Here is a 17,823-nt window from a genome sequence, read left to right on the forward strand (position 1 = left end):
GCGCTGCGCCCGATTCGCTTCTAGTGTTAAGCAAACCCGCACGGCGCAGGCCTGCGGGTTTTGCCGTTCTCCGATGACTCGAATGCAGGTTTGATCCCATGCATGACAAGCAACTCTCCACCGAGGAACTGATCGCCCAGGATGTCGGCGCGCGTCTGCCCGTCGGCGCCATGGCCCAGGTGATCGCCGGCCTGGCCCTGCTCTGGTCGCTGTTCCAGCTGTGGATCGCCTCGCCGCTGCCGTTCGTGCTCGGCTTCGGCGTGCTCAACGATACCCAGACCCGCGCCATTCACCTGGCCTTCGCCCTGCTGCTGGCGTTTCTCGCCTACCCGGCGTTCAAGCAGTCGCCGCGCGACCGTGTGCCCTTGCTGGATATCGCCCTCGGCCTGGTGGCCGCCGCCAGCGCCGCCTACCTGTTCGTCTTCTACCAGCAGCTGGCGCTGCGCCCCGGCAGCCTGACCACCGGCGACCTGGTCACCGCCTGCATCGGCATTCCGCTGCTGCTGGAGGCCACCCGCCGCGCGCTCGGCCCGCCGCTGGCGATCATCGCCCTGGTGTTTCTCGTCTACAGCCTGGCCGGCCCGTACATGCCGGGGCTGCTGGCGCACCGCGGGGTCAGTTTCAACGCCCTGGCCAACCACCAGTGGATCACCACCGAGGGGGTGTTCGGCATCGCCCTCGGCGTGTCCACCAGCTTCGTCTTCCTCTTCGTGCTGTTCGGCGCCCTGCTCGAGCGGGCCGGCGCCGGGCACTACTTCATCCAGCTGGCGTTCAGCCTGCTCGGCCACCTGCGCGGCGGCCCGGCCAAGGCGGCGGTGCTGTCGTCCGGGCTGACCGGGATGATTTCCGGCTCGTCGATCGCCAACGTGGTCACCACCGGCACCTTCACCATTCCGATGATGAAGCGCACCGGCTTCTCCGCGGATAAGGCTGGCGCGGTGGAAGTGGCCTCCTCGGTCAACGGCCAGATCATGCCGCCGGTGATGGGCGCCGCGGCCTTCCTGATGGTCGAGTACATCGGCATGCCCTATGTCGAGATCATCAAGCACGCCTTCCTGCCGGCGGCGATCTCCTATATCGCGCTGCTCTACATCGTCCACCTGGAGTCGCTCAAGCTCGGCCTGCAGCCCATCGGCGGCCATCAGCCCAAGCCCTGGCTGCGCCGCCTGACCGGCTTCGCCTTCGGCGCGGCGCTGATCAGCGGCCTGTCGCTGGCGGTCTACTACGGCCTCGGCTGGCTCAAGCCGGCGCTCGGCGACTACGCCCTGCCGGGCATCGGCGTGCTGCTGGCGCTGGTCTACCTGGGCCTGCTGAAGGTCGCCGCCAGCGTGCCGGTGCTGCCGCCGGAAGACCCCAATGCGCCGCTGGAGTCGCTGCCCGAGACCCGTGCCGTGCTGCTCTCCGGCCTGCACTTTTTGCTGCCGGTGGTGGTGCTGGTCTGGTGCCTGATGATCGAGCGCCTGTCGCCCGGCCTGTCGGCCTTCTGGGGCAGCGTGATGCTGATCATCATCCTGCTCACCCAGCGCCCGCTGCTGAGCTGGATGCGCCACGACGGCAGCCACGACCACGGCACCTTCGTCGACGGCGTGATCGACCTGCGCGAAGGCCTGATCGCCGGCGCGCGCAACATGATCGGCATCGGCATCGCCACCGCGGCGGCCGGCATCATCGTCGGCGCGGTGTCGCAGACCGGCGTCGGCCTGGTGCTGGCCGACCTGGTCGAGCTGCTGTCGATGGGCAACCTGCTGCTGATGCTGGTGCTGGTGGCGGTGTTCAGCCTGATCCTCGGCATGGGCCTGCCGACCACCGCCAACTACATCGTGGTGTCCAGCCTGCTGGCGCCGGTGGTGGTGGCGCTGGGGCAGCAGAACGGCCTAATCGTGCCGCTGATCGCGGTGCACCTGTTCGTCTTCTACTTCGGCATCATGGCCGACGTCACCCCGCCGGTGGGCCTGGCCTCGTTCGCCGCCGCCGCGGTGTCCAAGGGCGACCCGATCAAGACCGGCCTGGTGGCCTTCTTCTACAGCCTGCGCACCGCGGCGCTGCCGTTCCTGTTCATCTTCAACACCGACCTGCTGCTGATCGACGTGGACTTCTGGCACGGCGTGCTGATCTTCATCGTGGCGACCATCGCCATGCTGATCTTCGCCGCCGGCACCCAGGGCTTCTTCCTGGTGCGCAGCCGCTGGTACGAGAGCCTGCTGTTGCTGCTGGTGGCCTTCACCCTGTTCCGCCCCGGCTTCTGGATGGACAGGCTCCACGACCCCTACCAGGACGTGCCGCCGGCCCAGCTGGCGCAGGCCCTCGACGGCGTCGCCGACGGCAGCCAGCTGCGCCTGCGCGTACTCGGCGAGAACGCGGTGGGCGACCCGCGCGAGTTCACCCTGCTGCTGGCGGTGCCGGATGGCGCCTCGGGCGAGGAACGCCTGGCCAAGCTCGGCCTGAACCTCTACGAGGAGGGCGACAAGGTGCTGGTCGACAGCGTCACCTTCGGCAGCCTGGCGGCCGACGCCGGCCTGGAGTTCGACCAGCAGATCCTCAGCGTGCGGGCGCCGACCGACCGCTGGACCAAGGAGCTGATGTGGCTGCCGGGCTTTATGCTGTTCGCCCTGATCGTCTGGTTGCAGCGCCGCCGTCAGCTGCCGCAGCCGGCGTAGGGATCCGGTGTCACCGCAACAAGGCAGCTTCGGCTGCCTTGTTCGTTTATGCCCCGGCGGCGGGTTGCTAGACTCGCCGACCTGACCATTCGGACAACAAGGATTCCGCCCGCCATGTCGACGCCGCGCGTGCATTACCCCTGGTACAAGAAGGAGGACACCGACGCCTTCTTCGCCCTGTTCCAGAACAACATCGCCAACTTCGTGATCATCGCCATCAGCATGCTGGGCATGGGTTTTCCCGCCGAGATCGTGTTCGGCCAGGTGTTGCCCGGTGCGGCGGTGGCGGTGATGGCCGGCAACTTCTACTACGCCTGGAGCGCCGCGCGCCTGGCCCGCAAGGAGAACCGCGCCGACGTCACCGCGCTGTCCTACGGCATCAGCACCCCGGTGATGTTCGTCTTCCTGTTCGGCGTGCTGCTGCCGGCGAAGAACCTCACCGGCGACGCCGAGCTGGCCTGGAAGGTGGCGGTGGCGGCCTGCCTGATCAGTGGCGCGATCGAGGCGGCGATCAGCCTGATCGGCAACTGGGTGCAACGCCATCTGCCGCGCCCGGCCATGCTCGGCGCGGTGGCCGGGGTGGCGCTGACCTTCATCGCCGGCGAGATGCTGTTCAAGACCCTGGAAATTCCCATGATCGGCCTGCTGGTGCTGGCCATCACCCTGGTCGGCCTGGTGGCGCGCATCAGCATGCCGTTGCGCCTGCCGGCCTCGCTGTTCGCCATCGTCGTCGGCACCGCGCTGGCCTACCTGGTCGGCGCCGCCGACAGCGGCAAGTTCAGCGACGCCTTCACCCACCTGGGTTTCTACCCGCTGCTGCCCAACCTGGCCTGGTACGAGGGCCTTGGCCTGCTGTTCACCAGCATGCTGGCGCTGATGACGGTGATCCTGCCGATCACCCTGTACAACGCCATCGAGACCATGAACAACGTCGAGGCCATGAGCGCCGCCGGCGACCGCTACAGCGTGCGTGAATGCCAGGCGGTGGACGGCGTCGGCACCCTGCTCGGTGCGCTGTTCGGCGGGGTGTTCCCCACCACGGTGTACATTGCCACCGTGGGCTCGAAGTGGATGGGCGCCGGGCGCGGCTACAGCCTGCTCAACGGCGCGGTCTACGGCCTGGCCACCATGTTCGGCCTGATCGCCTTCGTCGCCGCGCTGATTCCGGTGGCGGTGGTGGCGCCGATCCTGGTGTTCGTCGGCATGTCGATGATCGCCACCGCCTTCAACAGCAACCACGCCCGTTACTACCCGGCGGTGGCGCTGGCCATGCTGCCGTACTTCGCCAATTACCTGATGACCCGCTTCAACCGCGGCGCGCCGGAGGTGGTGCAAGGCATCTCCACGGCCATCGGCGCCCTCGGCCAGGGCGCCATGTTCAGCGCCATCCTGCTCGGCGCCATGTGCGCGGCGGTGATCGACCGTCAGTTCCGCCAGGCCACCGTCTTCGCCCTGGTCGCCGCGGCCATGGCCTGCGTCGGCCTGATGCACGCGCCCAAGCTGGCCTGGTACGCCGCGCCGGACTTCGTCCACGGCTACCTGCTGATGGCGCTGTTCTTCGCCTGGTACGCCTGGCGTGGGGTGGAGTCGGCGCCGGCCGCGCGCGCCGCCGACGCGGACTGACGCGGGGCTATTCGCCGCCTTCTTCGAGCTGCAGCGCGCCGGTCTCGCCGCCCTCCAGCACCACGTAGGCGCTGGAGCAGAACAGCGAATTGAGGCGCTTCATGTCGGCGATCAACTCCAGGTGCAGCGAGCTGGTCTCGATGCTCTGCACCACCTGGCGCTGCAGCCGGCCGATATGCGCATGGGCCAGGCGCCGCTCCTGGGCGCGGAAGCGGCGCTTCTCGCGCAGCAGCTGGCTGGCGCTGGCGTGATCGGCGCTGAGGAACACGTTCAGGCCCAGGCGCAGGTTGGCCATCAGCTGTCCGTGCAGGCTGGTCAGCTCCTCCAGGCCCTTGTCGGAGAAGGCCCGGCGCTGCGCGGTCTTCTCGTTCTGGATCTTGCCGAGCATGCGTTCGATCAGCTCGCCGGCCTGCTCCAGGTTCACCGCCAGCTCGAGTACCTCGGCCCAGCGCCGGCTCTCGTGTTCGCTCATCGCTTCGCGCGGGATCTGCGCCAGGTAAAGCTTGACCGCCCGGCACAGGCTGGCGACGTCGTCGTTGAGCAGGCGCAGCTCCTTGCTTGTCGCCGGCTGGTTGTGTTCCAGCACCGGCAGCAGGTGGCCGAGCATGGCCTCGATCAGATCGCCGATGCGCAGCGTTTCGCGCACCGCATTGGCCAGTGCCAGGCTCGGCGTGGCCAGCGCCGTGGCGTCCAGATGGCGCGCGCGGGCGATGCCGGCCTCTTCGGCGCGGTCCGGCATCAGCCAGTTGCAGAAGCGCGCCATCCAGCCCACGGTGGGCAGCATCAGCAGGGCGCGCAAACCGTTGTAGAGCAGGTGGAAGAAGATCACCAGCTCGGCCGGACGCCAGTTCAGGCCGTCCAGCCAGTTGGCCAGCGGTTGCAGCAGCGGCAGCACCAGCAGCAGGCCGATCAGCTTGTAGATCAGGCTGCCCAGCGCCACGCGGCGACCGGCCGGGGTCTGCAGGCTGCTGGTGAGAAAGGCCAGCAGACCGCTGCCGATATTGGCGCCGATCACCAGGCCGATGGCCACCGGCAGGCTGATCAGCCCGGCGCCGGCCAGGGTCGCGGTGAGCAGCACGGCGGCCAGGCTGGAGTAGGTGAGCAGGGCGAACAGCGCGCCGACCAGGGCGTCGAGCAGCAGGTCGCCGGTCAGCGAGGCGAACAGCACGCGGATGCCGCGTGCCTCGGTGATCGGTGTGGCGGCGGCGACGATCAGCTCCAGCGCCAGCAGCATCAGGCCCAGGCCGATGGCCACGCGGCCGAGCTGGCCGGCGCGGGTCTGCCGTCGCGAGAGGAAGAAGATCACCCCGAGGAAGATCAGCAGCGGGCTCAGCCAGCTCAGGTCGAGGGTCAGCACCCGCGCCATCAGCGCGGTGCCGACGTCGGCGCCGAGCATGATCGCCAGCCCCGGCGCCAGCGCCATCAGGCCCTGGGCGACGAAGGAGGTGACCAGCAGCGCGGTGGCGTTGCTGCTCTGCACCAGCGCGGTGACGCCGATGCCGGCGGCGAAGGCCAGCGGCCGGCGGCCGACGTTGTGGCTGAGGATCTTGCGCAGGTGCGAGCCGTATACCCGCAGGATGCCGGTACGCACGATATGGGTGCCCCAGACCAGCAGGGCGATGGCGGACAACAGATTGAGCAGGGTCAGCATAAGGCGGCTCCCCCTTGCGAGCCCGCTGGCGATCGGTCGCGATCGCGACGCAGGTTGCGTAGCCGGCCGGCGAGAAATGTTTTATCCGGCTTGTACTTAGCATCGGCCGGAATTCGCCGTTGCGCCAGTCAGCCGTCGCGCAACACCTTGAGTTCGGCCTCGTCGGCGGAGAAGCCGCGCTGGAGCTTGAACTTGAGGCTGAGGTCGGTGCGCGAGTCGGCGTATTTGAGCGCCTCGGCCAGGCTGATGCGGCCGGCCTCGAGCAGGGCGAACAGGTGCTGGTCGAAGGTCTGCAGGCCCTGTTCGGCGGCGCGCGCGGTGGCCTCGCGCAGCTGGTCGAGCTCGTCGCGCTGGATCAGGTCGCGGATATAGGGCGTGCCGAGCATCAGCTCCACCGCCGCCACGCGCTTCTGCGCCCGGCCCGGTACCAGGCGCTGGCCGATCACCGCCAGCAGGTTGTGCGCCAGGTCGGCCAGCACCTGCTTGCGCGCCTCGTCGGGGAAGAAACGCACGATGCGTTCCACCGCATGGCTGCTGCTGGTGGCATGCAGCGTGGCCAGGCACAGGTGGCCGGTCTCGGCATAGTGCAGGGCGTGCTGCATGGTGGCGGCGTCGCGAATCTCGCCGAGCATGATCACGTCCGGCGCCTCGCGCAGCACGTTGCGCAGGGCGTCGGCGAAGCTGTGGGTGTCCAGGCCCACTTCGCGCTGGTCGATGATCGAGCGCTGGTGCTCGTGGAGAAACTCGATCGGGTCTTCGATGCAGACGATATGTCCGCTCTTGTGGCGGTTGCGGAAGTCCAGCATCGCCGCCAGCGTGGTCGACTTGCCCGAGCCGGCCGCGCCGGTCACCAGGATCAGGCCGCGATCCTGCATCGACAGCTTCTCCAGCAGTTTGGGCAGGCCGAGCGCCTCGAAGCTCGGAATCTGCGCCTTGATCAGGCGCACCACCATGGTCACCTCGCCACGCTGGTAGTAGACGTTGACCCGGTAGCGCGCAGCGCCCTGCAGGCTTACCGCCAGGTTCATCTCCAGATCGCGTTCGAACTCGGCGATCTGCTTCTGGGTCATCAGCTGATAGGCCAGCTGCTGCACCTCGCCAGCCTTGAGCGTGTGGGTGTCGAGCGGCTGGCTGTGGCCCTCGACCTTCATGTGCGGCGGCGCGCCGACGCTGAAGAACAGGTCGGAGCCGCCGTGCTGGTGCATCAGCTGCAGGTAGGGGAAAACGTCGGGCTGCTCGGGGCTCTGGGGGTCGTTCATCGGAATGGTCACTGGTCGATCGGATCACGCCAAGCATAGTCGGCCGGGGTTGGCGCGGCTTGCCTTGGATCAAGGAGTGCGTGGCGCCGTGAATAGCTCTGAAGTGCCGGTGCCCGAAGCTCTACACTATGGCCACTGGAGCGAATTCGTTGCGTTCGGGCGCTGGGCCGACGCTAAGGCTGGGGATCGATGGCGGGACAATGGCGGGCGTGCCTGCTCCTGGGGCTGGCGCTGAGCGGCGCCGCCTGGGCGGCCGAGCTGCGCCTGGTGACCGGCGACGATTACGCGCCCTTCACCGGCCAGAGCCTGCCCGGCGGCGGCCTGCTGACCCAGGTGGTGCACGCCGCCCTGGCCGAGCGCGGGCTGTCCGCCACGCTGGCGTGGCAGCCGTGGAAGCGCGGTTACCTGAAGACCCTGCGCGGCGACTACGACGCCACTTTCCCCTATGTCCCCGGCGCCCAGCGCCAGGCGGAATTCCTCTACTCGGCGCCGCTGTTCGTCGCCGAACAGCACCTGTTCAGTCGCGCCGGCGATGCCATCGAGGTGGCGGATCTGTCGCGCCTGGCCGGCAAGCGCCTGTGCTACCCGCTCGGCTGGCAGCCGCCGGCGCCGATCCAGGCATTGCTCGACCAGGGCCTGCTGACCCGCCATTCGCCGCTCGGTCTCAACGAGTGCGCGCGCCTGTTGCTGCTGGCGCGCGACGACCTGTTCATCGCCGACCGCCGTCTGGGCGAGAGCGCCCTGCGCGCCACCGGGGCGCCGGCGGGCCGCTTCCACCGCTCGCGGGGAGTGTTCGGCAACAGCACCCTGCACCTGATCGTTCCGCGCAACCATCCGCGCGGCGCCGAGCTGATCGCCGAGTTCGACCTCGGCCTGGCCGCCTTGCAGGCCAGCGGCGCCTACCAGCGCCTGCTCGAGGCCTATCTGCAGCCGCCTGAGCTCAGCCCAGCAGCGCCATGATCGCCACCAGGCTGCCCGCCGCCAGCAGCGTCTGCAGGGTGATGATGCCGGCCATCAGCTGGCTGTCGCCGCCCAGCTGGCGGGTCAGCACATAGGCCGTCGGCGCGGTGGGCAGGGCGAAGAACAGCACCAGCACGGCGCTCTCCATCGCCGGCAGGGCCAGCGCCCAGGCCACCGCCCAGGCCAGCAGCGGCATGGCCAGCAGGCGCAGGGCGCTGTTCCACCCCAGCGCCGGAATTTCCCCGCCGAGCTGCTCGGGTTTGAGCGCCGCGCCGACGCAGAGCAGGCCCAGCGGCAGGCTGGCGGCGGCCAGCAGGCCGAGCAGGCGATCGCTGCCGCCGGGCAGGCCGATGCCGGCGAGGTTGACCAGGGCGCCACCGACGCAGGCGAGGATCAGCGGATTCTTGGCGATCGGCAGCAGCAGGCCGCGCGCGCTGACGCCGCGCTCGGCGGTCAGCGACCAGACCGACAGCACGTTCACCGTCGGCACCATCAGCGCCAGCATCAGCGCCGCCAGGGTCAGGCCGTCCTGGCCGAACAGGCTGCCCACCGCGGCCAGGCCCAGGTAGGTGTTGAAGCGCAGGATGCCCTGGGTGAAGGCGCCAAAACGCGCGGCCGGCCAGCCGCGCAGACGGCGCAGCAGCAGCAGGGCGAACCAGGCGATGCCGAGGCCGAGCAGCACCGCCAGCGCCAGGCGCGGCAGCGCCGGGTTGCTCAGCGGCGCCTGGGCCAGGCTGGAGAACAGCAGGGCGGGGAACAGGATGAAGTAGTTGAGGCGCTCGGCGCCGGGCCAGAACGCCTCGCTGGGGAAGTCGCGCAGGCGCAGCCAGTAGCCGGCGACTATCATGGCGAACAGCGGCCAGAGGGCCAGCAACAGGTCGATCACGGCAGCTTCTTCCATGGGCAAAGCGGCGATAGTCGACCAGCTGCGCGCCTCGGCGCAAGCCTTCAGCTCGGCGGCAGGGCGCTGATGCGCAGGTGAAAGTCGAGCCGTTCCCAGTCCTCGCGGCGGTTGGCCAGGGTCGGCGTCGAGTGCAGGACGATGCGGTGCTCGCCGTCCGCCGTGCGGCGGTAGCCGGGGCGCGCCGGCTCCCAGTCCGAGCCGCGGAACTCCAGCGGCGCCATGCCGAACTGGCGGATCAGCAGGGCTTCCAGGGCCTCGGCCTGGCCGGCGGCGACCCGGTACAGCGCCGCGCCGTCGCCCTCCTCGGCGCAGCCGGCGAACTGCGCCGGCAGCTCCAGTTGCCAGCGCTGCAGCCAGTCGATGCAGGCGCGCTCGTCCTGCTCGGCGAGCAGGGCCGTGGCGACCAGCAGCAGGGGCAGGAGCAAGGCGCGCATGGGCAACCCGGGGCGTTGAGGTGACCGTCAGAGTCTAGACTGCTGGCGAGCCCTTCGCGGAGTTCCTGCCATGCCCGCCTCGCACCAGGGCGGCTGCCATTGTGGCCAGCTGCGCTATGCCTTCGACGCCCCGCTCGCGGATATCGCCCACTGCCATTGCGCGGATTGCCGGCGCAGCAGCGGCGGCATCCTGGTCACCTGGCTGACGGTGCCGCTGAGCAGTTTCCGCTGGCTGCGCGGCACGCCCGCCGAGTACGCCAGCACGCCGACCTGCACGCGCAGCTTCTGCCCTCACTGCGGTGCCCAGCTGACCCTGTTCAGCGCGCTCAGCCCGCACAGCCTGGATATCAGCGTGGCCTGCCTCGACCAGCCCGATCGGGCGCCGGCGAATCGGCATATCTGGGTGCGCAGCCGGCTGCCCTGGCTGAGCGTCGACCCGCAGTTGCCGGAGGAAGACGAGGAGATTCTCTAGCCGGTCGCGGGTGCGGGGTATCGCGGGGCCGTCCGGGCTGCGCGCACCAGATTCCTGGCCGTATAACTCAGGGCAACTGCAGGCCGCCGCTGTCTTGGTGCAACTTGCGCAGGTGCGCGCCGAGGGCCGCCAGGTTGGCCTCGTTGGCCTGCAGCTCGGCCAGGCGCGCGGGCGCCAGCAGCTTGCGCACTTCCGCGTCGAGCTCGTCGCTGAGCTGACGCAGTTGCTGCTGGCGCTGCCGGCTCTGGGTTTCCAGGCTGTGCCATTCGCCGGCCTGGGGCAGGCCGTAGCCGCCGTCGAGCAGCTCGGCCGGGCGGCTGAGAAAGCCGCTGCCGGCCAGTATCTGCTCCAGTGCCGCACCGGCCTTGTCCAGGTTCGGGTCGCCGGCGGCGCGGCCGCTCAGGTAGCGGCGCTTGAGCTCGTCCTGGGCCAGCAGCAGCTGGCGGCGCAGGGCCGCCTGTTCCAGCAGCAGCAGGGCGGCGCTGGCACGCAGGTCGGCCTCGGCGAACCAGTCGCGGCGTGCGCTGGCGGGCTGCTCCAGCCAGGCCTCGACGTTGTCCTGGGCGATTGGCAGACGCTGGCGCAGCACGGCGAACATGGCCTGGTAGCGCTCGCGGAACGAATCGAAGCGATAGCCCAGGCGCAGCGCCTCGCGGGGATCGTCGAGCACCGCGGTGTCGGCCAGGCCGCGCGCCGCCAGTAGTTGCAGCAGGCCGTTGGGCAGGATGCTGTCGAGCGCCTGCAGATCGGGATGCGCGGTGCCGCTGCGCAGCAGCTTGAGGGTCTCCACCGCGCAGTTGTTGGAGATGAAGTAGTAGTCGCCGTCGTAGCTCCAGTGCTGCTCGACGGCGCGCGCGACCAGCTGTTCCAGTTCGTCGCGCGACAGCTTGAGCGGCACCGAGGCCAGGCTGCGCAGCTCGACCTTGGTGTACTCCTCGACCACCTGCTCCAGCGGCAGGACGAACAGCCGCGAGGGGTAGACGCCGGTCAGGCCATCCCAGCTCGACAGCTGCAGGTCGCCGACGAAGGCGCGGTAGGACAGCACCAGGTGCTGGTCGAGATCCAGCCGGCAGTCGGGGCCGCGCGGTCGGCCCGGCGCGCACACCACCAGGCGCAGCATGCTGTGGCCCCAGCGGCTCATCCATTGCTGGTTGGCCTCGGCCAGCAGGTAGTCGACCGCATAGACCCGCTCGGGATCGAGGCGGCCCAGCGGCTGGCGGGCGAAGTCGCGGCCGGCGTTGAGGTAGGCATGACCGCCGGCGCAGTCAGCCTGCGCCGGCGCCCAGGCGAAATGCTCGCGAAAGTAGCGCGCCAGCGACGGCCTACGGCAGGCGTAGCCGGGGTCGAGGAGGAAATACTCGAGGTTGACCGCGACGAACTCCAGCGGCCGGCTCAGCTCGTAGACGTCCGGGCTGCGCGCGACCTGGCCGTTGTCCTGCTCGCGCGCGCCGCGCCGGCCGACCTGCTGCGCCCAGCCGGCCAGGTCGAGCAGACGCGGGTCGTCGCTGAGGGTGAAGCGCCGCGCAGTCTGCCCGCGACAGCTGTCCGGCAGGCCGACCAGGCCCCGCGACTCGGCGCGTTGCCGGCAGCGCTGCAGTTGCCGGCGCTGCGCCGCGGGCCAGAGTTGGGCGCGGTCGTAGAGGTGAGTCAGCTCGTGGATCAGGGTGGCGAGCAGTTCGCGGCGCTGGCTGCCGTGTACGCGTCCGGTCTGCGTCGTGGCGGCCGTGCCGTCGGTCAGCGCCGGCAGCAGGCTGGCATTGAGCTCGATGCCGGACCAGCGCCCGACGCGGCCGTAGGCGTTGGCCGGCAGGTCGTCGCGCCAGGCGACCTTCACGCTGCGCGCCAGGCGCTGGACGAAGCTCGGCGGCAGGGCGGCCAGGGCGTCGTCGAGCAGCGCCTGGCTGGCCTGGCGCTCGGCGGCGCTCAGCTGGTCGTGCTCCAGCACCAGGCGCAGCTCGGCCTGGACGCCGCCGCTGAGCGCCAGCAGCGCGGCGCAGCACCAGGCGCGCAGGGACCTCACAGGGCGAGAATGGCTTCGGCCAGTTGCAGGTCGCTGGCGCTACGCGCTTGCGGCAGTTGCGTGCGGATCGCCAGCAGCGCCGCCTCCAGCTGCGCGCCGCGGATCTCGCCGGCGCTGGCGACGAAGCTGGCGGCGTCGTCGCGGGCCTGCACCACCAGCTTCATGTCGCGCAGCGAGGTGGTGGTATCGGAGGTGAAGTCGATGCTGCGATCCAGGGCGCGGACGATGATATTGCTGGTGGCGACCACGGTTTGCGCCTGGGCGAGGCCGCTGAACAGGGCGCAGGCGGTGGCGAGGACGAGAAGCGAATGACGCATGGAGAAACTCCGCAAACGGCGAATGGACGGTTGGACGAGCCCGCGCGGTTGGGGTTCCGCAGGCGGGCGCGTATGCCCGTGCAGTTTACGGGGCCGGCGCGCGCCGGTCAGCAACTGGGCCGGCCGGCGTTGCCTGGGGAGCAATCAGAGGCTGAGGATGGCCTCGGCCAGGTGCAGGTCGTCGGCCGCCGCCAGCGCCGGCACCTGGCTGCGGATATGCAGCAGCGCCGCCTCCAGCTGCACACCGCGGATCTCGCCGGCGCTGGCGACGAAGCTGGCGGCATCGTCACGGGCGGCGAGCACGACCTTGTCGTCGCGCAGCGAGGAACTGATATCCGAGGTGGCCTCGCTGGTCGCGGCGACGCCGCTGACGATGGCGTCGGTGGTGACCACGAAGCTGGTGGCGGAGGCGCTGGTGGCCAGCGCCAGGAGGGTGGCGGCGCTCAGGATGCGGAAGGCGGTCATGGGATATTCCTCAACGGGCGAGATGGGCGGTGCAGAGGGCCTGCGGCCGGAATAACAAGCCTAGCTCAGGGGCGCTTGCGCCGACCAGTTGCTGGCGTTCTGCTGGCGCGTCTTTCAGAGGAATTTCACCGCGCCACGATTGCGTCGGATGGCAAAGGCCGGGATACCCGCCGAGGATCACTTTTCATGACTATGGAGTCAGTTTGGTGCGTGCTAGGAATTTCCAACTGTCCCTTGTTGAATTGTCATTGGGGCTCATAGAATGCTTGCACAACCTAGGGGCGCCTCGGTATCTGGGAGCCCTCCTTTTGATGCAATTTTAGACGTCACAACTATAAAAATGTCGATGCAAACCCGAAGTATTTTTAACCTCGGGCACCCGCCAATGGAGTTGGGCAATCCTGGTCAAGGGTTTTACTTCATCGCTGAGGCCCTGTCTGGAGTCTTGTCTGTTCCGGGGAGTGTGGAGCAGCCCATCTCCTTGTTCTTTGGCCTTCCTTATCAGCTTCCGATAGATAAGGATCAGCCCCCTAGGGTATTGGCCTGTGCTTGGGCGTATGACGAATTTCCTCCAGCCTGCAACCGGGCTCCGATTAGTGATTGGCGACGGGGCTTGGAGACGTGTTGCGGTGCATTGGTATTTAGCCAGCAGGCTGCTGGAGCGATCAGGCGGCTGATGGGGGATGACTACCCAGTGCAGGTTTTACCTGCACAACCTGCCGAGCGATTCGCGGGGCTCTGTGCGGATCATGGCGAGCTTCCCCACAAACGCCCACGCATGCTTGTGTTTCGTGGGCATCTGCTTGACAGTCCACGTATTGGCTTGTCAGTAGACGGCCTGGCTAGGCTGGAGCCCCAGCTGGAGCGTCAATTTGAGGCCCTGCCGGAATCGGAGCAGCCTGTAGCTCCGCCGGCTGTTCCCGGGGTTATCGAGCGGTTGCGTATTAGTGGCCAACTGGTGTTCAACTGGTGGCATGAGGCGGTTGTCGCTTACGTTTTTTCGGAGGCGCCGCAGCCGGCTGCCACTGCTCCCGAGGTGGCGCCGAGTGAACACCCTCAGCCATCCCTGATTGAACCAGCAGCAACGCCGCCAGAGCAACGGCTGAAACTTTTTGGCACTGTCTACACCTGCATTCTCAGGGCAGAGGATGAGCGTTGTCGTTGGATGGAGCTGTTAACGGCGTTCTGCTGGACTTTCCGAGATGAGCCCAATGCGACACTGGTGCTCAAGTTCACTCACCATAAAGAAACATCCGGTCTGATACCTTTGCTCACGACCCTTTCTCGATTGTCACCATTCCGTTGTCGGGTAGTCGCGATTAATGCCTTTTTAGAAACTCAGGACTATGCGGCGCTGATTGCCACCTCCGATTATCTTGTTACACCTCACGAGGCCGAGGCATCGGCGCTGACGGCGCAGGAGTTTCTGAGTGCTGGTAGGCCCGTGATTGGGCCCGTGCACGGAGCACTGGCCGACTGGCTGACGGCGGAAAACGCATTTCTGGTGGGCGGTGATATTCAGCCGGCTTACTGGAATGGAGATATCGATAAAAAATTGCATCACCAATCGCTACGCCTGAATTGGACTTCACTCTGTCAGGCCCTGGCAGATAGTTTTCGTATGGCTCAGCAGGCTCCGGAGTGCTATCGCGCCAAGTCCCGAGCGGCACGCACGGGCATGCTGATGCAGGCATCACATGAGCGTATTTCGGAGGTGGTGAGAACGTTTCTGTCTAAAGCCGTACCTGTGCAAACCAGTGCAGATGTCGCGCAGGCGATCTCATGAGGATTCTTGTCTATTCCGAAACCAGTGCTACGAACTTGCAAAGCCGTCTGGGCACTGCTGAATACAGCTACTTTTTCGTGCTGCGGGAGTTCATCCCGGTTTTAGAGAGCCTGGGCGACGTCCAGGTTGTCGAGCACCCAGAAGATGAGGTTGACGCCGTATATCTAGACTGTTCGCGCCGGGGTGAGCCGTGTGTGTTCCTGAGCTTTTCGCCGCCACACCGGACATTGCTGAATCTGCAGTGCCCGACAATCCCCGTATTCGCCTGGGAGTTTGACAGTATTCCGCACGAAACCTGGCTGGGGCGGCCGGAAGAGGACTGGGGCTGGGTGCTTCGCCAGCTAGGACAGGCTATCACTCATTCGATTTCCACGGTGAGGGCGGCTTATCGGGTGCTGGAGCCGGACTATCCCTTGTTGAACGTACCCGCACCGGTCTGGGATACCTTTGGCTGTTTGCGCGATAGCAAGCGTTATTCTGGGTCATGGCAAGTTCAGGGCAGGGGTACCATATTCGATACCGGTGTATTGGATTTGTCGATGTTTCTCAGGGCCAGCCCGGGACACTGGCATGCAGTGGTGCATGGTCTCCCGACTCCACATGACGACCCTGAGTTGGAGTCTTCCATAAGGAATGAGCTCGATGTCATTCACCGTCGTTTCACGGCCAGTGACCTATCGCCTGAAGAGCAGCCTATGGCTCCCCGGTTGCCATCTGAGGGGCAACAATTAGTCATTCCTGCCCCGGGACTGCCTGCCCGAAAGCGGATATTTGATCGACAGTGGTGGAAAATCGGCAAACGTTACGCGATGGCGTGGTACCTCGGTGTAGCTGTTCCGCGACGAGCTTCTCAGGCTGGGGAGCCGGCTCAGCCCGAGCCGCTACCTGAGTCAGTGCCAGATGACTCAGTTCCCCTCGCCCTGTTCCAGTCTGCGTCTTTCGCTCTGGAGCTCGACGGCGTGGTGTTTACCTCGGTATTTAATCCTTACGACGGACGCAAGAACTGGCAAGACATGCTCAGTGCGTTTTGCAGCGCTTTTTCCGACAAAGAAGATGCGGTGCTGTTGTTCAAGCTAACCCATCGCGCCTGTACCCAGCCCATCGTCGAGATGCTGCGCTACCTGGCCCGCTTACCGGCGTTTAGCTGCCGAGTGATCCTCCTCCATGGCTATCTGGACGATACCGACTACCAAGCCATGGTCAGCGCCACGGCCTATGTGGTCAACGCGTCCTACGGCGAGGGCCAGTGCTTGCCGCTGATGGAGTTTCTGTCCTGCGGTAAGCCGGCGATTGCGCCGAAGCATTCCGGGATGGTCGATTACATTGATGAGTGCATGGCGTTTGTTGTCGACAGCTGGGATGAGGCAACAGGCTGGCCCCATGACCCGCGCTTTGCGACACGCACGTGTCGCCAGCAGGTCAGTTGGACATCGCTGCGCAATGCGTTTACTGAGGCTTACCACGCCTATCTGAACGAGCCTGACCGATACATGGCGATGTCCGATTATGCGATTGAACGCATGCGTCAGCATTGCTCCCGTGAGGTGGTTAAAGGCAAGCTCAAACCTTTCCTTGAGGCGGCAGCATGCGCATGATTTGGAACAGGTTTATGCGCAGGAGAAAACCAGCTGTTCAAATGGTTCGCCATACAGTCGATTCTCGTTACTGTGGCCTTCATGATGCAGTGCTCAGTGGCTGGTTTAACAACGAGACCGGTGAACTGCACCCCAATTTTCCCATCCGCTCCGCAGATCGCGTTCTGGACTTTGGCTGTGGAGCTGGCGGGGCAACGCAATTCTGTGCCCGTCACCGGGCTAATGTCACATTTCTCGACAGTGATGAGGGAAAAATCACTCATCTCAACCATCTGTTGCGTGATAGCGCTGGCAGTCACCTGGGGATTGTCAACCAGGCACTACCCCTTCCATTGGGTGATGCCTGTTTCAACCGAATAATCGCGCAAGAGGTGCTTGAGCATGTCGATGAACCGTCGGCGGTGCTTGCAGAGCTATACAGGGTTGGCGAACCAGGCGCCCTGTACCTGCTTGCTGTACCGCATGCACGCTCAGAACGTCTGCAGCAGGGTATTGCTCCGGACTCGCACTTCGCAGCGCCCAATCATCAGCATGTCTTTGATGAGGCGATGTTCACCGACCTTGTCCAAGACAGCGGGCTGGAGATCGTCAGCCGCCATGACTTCGGCTTCTATTGGGCATTTTGGATGATGTTGTACTGGGCCGATTTCCAGGCAGAAGGCAAGCAACTGGATGCGGCCACCCACGATTTGATTGCGCCACCCTATGCGGAGCTACTCAATGACTGGGCGACCTTATGGCAGCAGCTTCTGCAACTGCCGGCCGGCCCGGCGATCAAACGCCGGCTCGATGCACTATTGCCTAAGAGTCAGATCGTGGTGGCACGTAAACCTCTATCTGGGAGCCGATGATGCTGGAGCGATTGAAACGCCGTTTTGCGCAACTAAAGCCTCAAGAGGCTGTTGTGGCAGTATCAGTTGAGGAGGCCCCGGTATTGTTGCCGGTGGGGCTTATCGATATGGCGCGTAGTGGCTGGTTGAAGAATGACAGCGGCGAGTTGTTTGCAGGCTTTGCTGTGAAGGCCAGCGACAGCCTGCTGGATATTGGCTGTGGCGATGGTGGCTTTACGCTCTTCTGTGGGCGCCAGGGCGCGGAAATCTATGTTGCCGATATCGATGAAGGCAACGTTGAGCGGGCGGTGGCGCGCCTGAGAGAGACTGACGCCCGCGCGGTTCATCCATTGGTCACGGATGCCAATCCTATCCCGCTACCCGATGCCCATCTGGATAAGGTGGTGGCGATGGAAGTGCTGGAGCATGTCGACGATCCGGCAACCTTTTTGGCTGAACTGGTCAGAGTGGGCAAGCCCGGTGCGCAGTACCTAATTTCCGTGCCGGCAGCCCTGAGCGAGCGGTCTCAGCAAGGGATTGCCAGTCCCGCGTATTTCCAAAAACCCAATCACATACACATCTTTGAGCGTGAGGAGTTCGCTCGGCTGGTAAGTGAGGCCGGATTGGTCATCGAGCAGCACACCGAATACGGTTTCTACCGCACCCTGTGGTGGTTGTTTTTCTGGGTCAGCGGCCAAAGCTCGCTGGATGGACAGAACGAGGCAATCATCAGGCACTGGGATGCTACTTGGGCTGAACTCTTAAGCCTCCCCCAGGGCGATGCGGTTAAACAGGTGCTGGATGGTATTTTGCCGAAGAGCCAAATCATCGTAGCCCGTAAGAAGTGAAC

At 66.0% G+C, this 17,823-nt stretch carries 15 protein-coding genes; 8 read left to right on the plus strand and 7 right to left on the minus strand.

What is annotated here, in order from left to right; translation table 11 throughout:
* Window positions 1-98 precede the first annotated feature (98 nt).
* Window positions 99-2,657 (plus strand): TRAP transporter permease, encoded by a 2,559-nt coding sequence (locus ACIGFL_RS23500; RefSeq protein ID WP_397498747.1) that lies wholly within the window; start codon window positions 99-101, stop codon window positions 2,655-2,657.
* A 114-nt stretch (window positions 2,658-2,771) separates the two neighbouring features.
* Window positions 2,772-4,280, plus strand: coding sequence for an NCS2 family permease (locus ACIGFL_RS23505; RefSeq protein ID WP_397498748.1), 1,509 nt, complete (start codon window positions 2,772-2,774; stop codon window positions 4,278-4,280).
* A 7-nt stretch (window positions 4,281-4,287) separates the two neighbouring features.
* On the opposite strand, the gene ACIGFL_RS23510 is transcribed toward ACIGFL_RS23505, so the two are convergent.
* Together ACIGFL_RS23510 and ACIGFL_RS23515 are read right to left on the minus strand one after the other, a co-directional pair.
* The gene (locus ACIGFL_RS23510; protein WP_397498749.1) at window positions 4,288-5,931 is read right to left on the minus strand and encodes a Na/Pi cotransporter family protein; all 1,644 of its coding nucleotides are present in this window, start codon (window positions 5,929-5,931) and stop codon (window positions 4,288-4,290) included.
* 128 nt (window positions 5,932-6,059) lie between these two features.
* The gene (locus ACIGFL_RS23515; protein ID WP_397498750.1) at window positions 6,060-7,190 is read right to left on the minus strand and encodes a PilT/PilU family type 4a pilus ATPase; all 1,131 of its coding nucleotides are present in this window, start codon (window positions 7,188-7,190) and stop codon (window positions 6,060-6,062) included.
* Window positions 7,191-7,379: 189 nt separating this feature from the next.
* Here ACIGFL_RS23515 and ACIGFL_RS23520 point away from each other — a divergent pair, with 189 nt between their 5' ends.
* Window positions 7,380-8,150: a substrate-binding periplasmic protein gene (locus ACIGFL_RS23520; protein WP_397498751.1), complete on the plus strand. Its 771-nt coding sequence runs from the start codon at window positions 7,380-7,382 to the stop codon at window positions 8,148-8,150.
* Here ACIGFL_RS23520 and ACIGFL_RS23525 read toward each other — a convergent pair.
* Complete coding sequence (locus ACIGFL_RS23525; RefSeq protein ID WP_397498752.1) at window positions 8,131-9,051, minus strand: AEC family transporter; 921 nt, start codon at window positions 9,049-9,051, stop codon at window positions 8,131-8,133. The two genes, ACIGFL_RS23520 and ACIGFL_RS23525, sit on opposite strands and share 20 nt — an antisense overlap.
* A gap of 47 nt (window positions 9,052-9,098) precedes the next feature.
* Window positions 9,099-9,488, minus strand: coding sequence for a hypothetical protein (locus ACIGFL_RS23530; RefSeq protein WP_397498753.1), 390 nt, complete (start codon window positions 9,486-9,488; stop codon window positions 9,099-9,101).
* Window positions 9,489-9,558: 70 nt separating this feature from the next.
* Between ACIGFL_RS23530 and ACIGFL_RS23535 the strand changes: the two genes are divergently transcribed.
* Window positions 9,559-9,960 (plus strand): GFA family protein, encoded by a 402-nt coding sequence (locus ACIGFL_RS23535; RefSeq protein WP_397498754.1) that lies wholly within the window; start codon window positions 9,559-9,561, stop codon window positions 9,958-9,960.
* Window positions 9,961-10,027: 67 nt separating this feature from the next.
* Here the strand turns inward: ACIGFL_RS23535 and ACIGFL_RS23540 are convergent, their stop codons facing one another.
* The 3 genes from ACIGFL_RS23540 to ACIGFL_RS23550 form a co-directional block, all read right to left on the minus strand.
* Window positions 10,028-11,980, minus strand: coding sequence for a DUF4105 domain-containing protein (locus ACIGFL_RS23540; protein WP_397498755.1), 1,953 nt, complete (start codon window positions 11,978-11,980; stop codon window positions 10,028-10,030).
* The gene (locus ACIGFL_RS23545; RefSeq protein ID WP_122109995.1) at window positions 11,977-12,297 is read right to left on the minus strand and encodes a DUF2388 domain-containing protein; all 321 of its coding nucleotides are present in this window, start codon (window positions 12,295-12,297) and stop codon (window positions 11,977-11,979) included. The genes ACIGFL_RS23540 and ACIGFL_RS23545 overlap by 4 nt, the downstream gene beginning before the upstream one ends.
* 144 nt (window positions 12,298-12,441) lie before the next feature.
* Complete coding sequence (locus ACIGFL_RS23550) at window positions 12,442-12,762, minus strand: DUF2388 domain-containing protein (RefSeq protein WP_122109994.1); 321 nt, start codon at window positions 12,760-12,762, stop codon at window positions 12,442-12,444.
* A gap of 778 nt (window positions 12,763-13,540) precedes the next feature.
* Here ACIGFL_RS23550 and ACIGFL_RS23555 point away from each other — a divergent pair.
* Genes ACIGFL_RS23555 through ACIGFL_RS23570 form a run of 4 tightly spaced genes read left to right on the plus strand, consistent with a single transcriptional unit; the run spans window position 13,541 to window position 17,821 of the window.
* Window positions 13,541-14,548, plus strand: a complete 1,008-nt coding sequence (locus tag ACIGFL_RS23555; RefSeq protein WP_397498756.1) for a glycosyltransferase — start codon at window positions 13,541-13,543, stop codon at window positions 14,546-14,548.
* Window positions 14,545-16,143, plus strand: coding sequence for a glycosyltransferase (locus tag ACIGFL_RS23560; protein WP_397498757.1), 1,599 nt, complete (start codon window positions 14,545-14,547; stop codon window positions 16,141-16,143). Before ACIGFL_RS23555 ends, ACIGFL_RS23560 begins: the two co-directional genes overlap by 4 nt.
* A complete protein-coding gene (locus ACIGFL_RS23565) occupies window positions 16,134-16,994 on the plus strand; it encodes a class I SAM-dependent methyltransferase (RefSeq protein ID WP_397498758.1) in 861 nt (286 codons plus the stop codon). Before ACIGFL_RS23560 ends, ACIGFL_RS23565 begins: the two co-directional genes overlap by 10 nt.
* Window positions 16,994-17,821, plus strand: coding sequence for a class I SAM-dependent methyltransferase (locus ACIGFL_RS23570; RefSeq protein WP_397498759.1), 828 nt, complete (start codon window positions 16,994-16,996; stop codon window positions 17,819-17,821). The genes ACIGFL_RS23565 and ACIGFL_RS23570 overlap by 1 nt, the downstream gene beginning before the upstream one ends.
* The last annotated feature ends 2 nt before the right edge of the window (window positions 17,822-17,823 follow it).

Origin of the sequence: Pseudomonas sp. NPDC077649, assembly GCF_044542855.1 — a bacterium.
Classification (GTDB): domain Bacteria; phylum Pseudomonadota; class Gammaproteobacteria; order Pseudomonadales; family Pseudomonadaceae; genus Aquipseudomonas.

Coding starts and splice junctions, on each gene's coding strand:
- ACIGFL_RS23505 (WP_397498748.1), top strand. CDS start 2,772: ATGTCGACGCCGCGCGTGCATTACCCCTGGTACAAGAAGGAGGACACC.
- ACIGFL_RS23520 (WP_397498751.1), top strand. CDS start 7,380: ATGGCGGGACAATGGCGGGCGTGCCTGCTCCTGGGGCTGGCGCTGAGC.
- ACIGFL_RS23550 (WP_122109994.1), bottom strand. CDS start 12,762: ATGACCGCCTTCCGCATCCTGAGCGCCGCCACCCTCCTGGCGCTGGCC.
- ACIGFL_RS23535 (WP_397498754.1), top strand. CDS start 9,559: ATGCCCGCCTCGCACCAGGGCGGCTGCCATTGTGGCCAGCTGCGCTAT.
- ACIGFL_RS23560 (WP_397498757.1), top strand. CDS start 14,545: ATGAGGATTCTTGTCTATTCCGAAACCAGTGCTACGAACTTGCAAAGC.
- ACIGFL_RS23545 (WP_122109995.1), bottom strand. CDS start 12,297: ATGCGTCATTCGCTTCTCGTCCTCGCCACCGCCTGCGCCCTGTTCAGC.
- ACIGFL_RS23565 (WP_397498758.1), top strand. CDS start 16,134: ATGCGCATGATTTGGAACAGGTTTATGCGCAGGAGAAAACCAGCTGTT.
- ACIGFL_RS23530 (WP_397498753.1), bottom strand. CDS start 9,488: ATGCGCGCCTTGCTCCTGCCCCTGCTGCTGGTCGCCACGGCCCTGCTC.
- ACIGFL_RS23555 (WP_397498756.1), top strand. CDS start 13,541: ATGCTTGTGTTTCGTGGGCATCTGCTTGACAGTCCACGTATTGGCTTG.
- ACIGFL_RS23500 (WP_397498747.1), top strand. CDS start 99: ATGCATGACAAGCAACTCTCCACCGAGGAACTGATCGCCCAGGATGTC.
- ACIGFL_RS23515 (WP_397498750.1), bottom strand. CDS start 7,190: ATGAACGACCCCCAGAGCCCCGAGCAGCCCGACGTTTTCCCCTACCTG.
- ACIGFL_RS23525 (WP_397498752.1), bottom strand. CDS start 9,051: ATGGAAGAAGCTGCCGTGATCGACCTGTTGCTGGCCCTCTGGCCGCTG.
- ACIGFL_RS23570 (WP_397498759.1), top strand. CDS start 16,994: ATGCTGGAGCGATTGAAACGCCGTTTTGCGCAACTAAAGCCTCAAGAG.
- ACIGFL_RS23510 (WP_397498749.1), bottom strand. CDS start 5,931: ATGCTGACCCTGCTCAATCTGTTGTCCGCCATCGCCCTGCTGGTCTGG.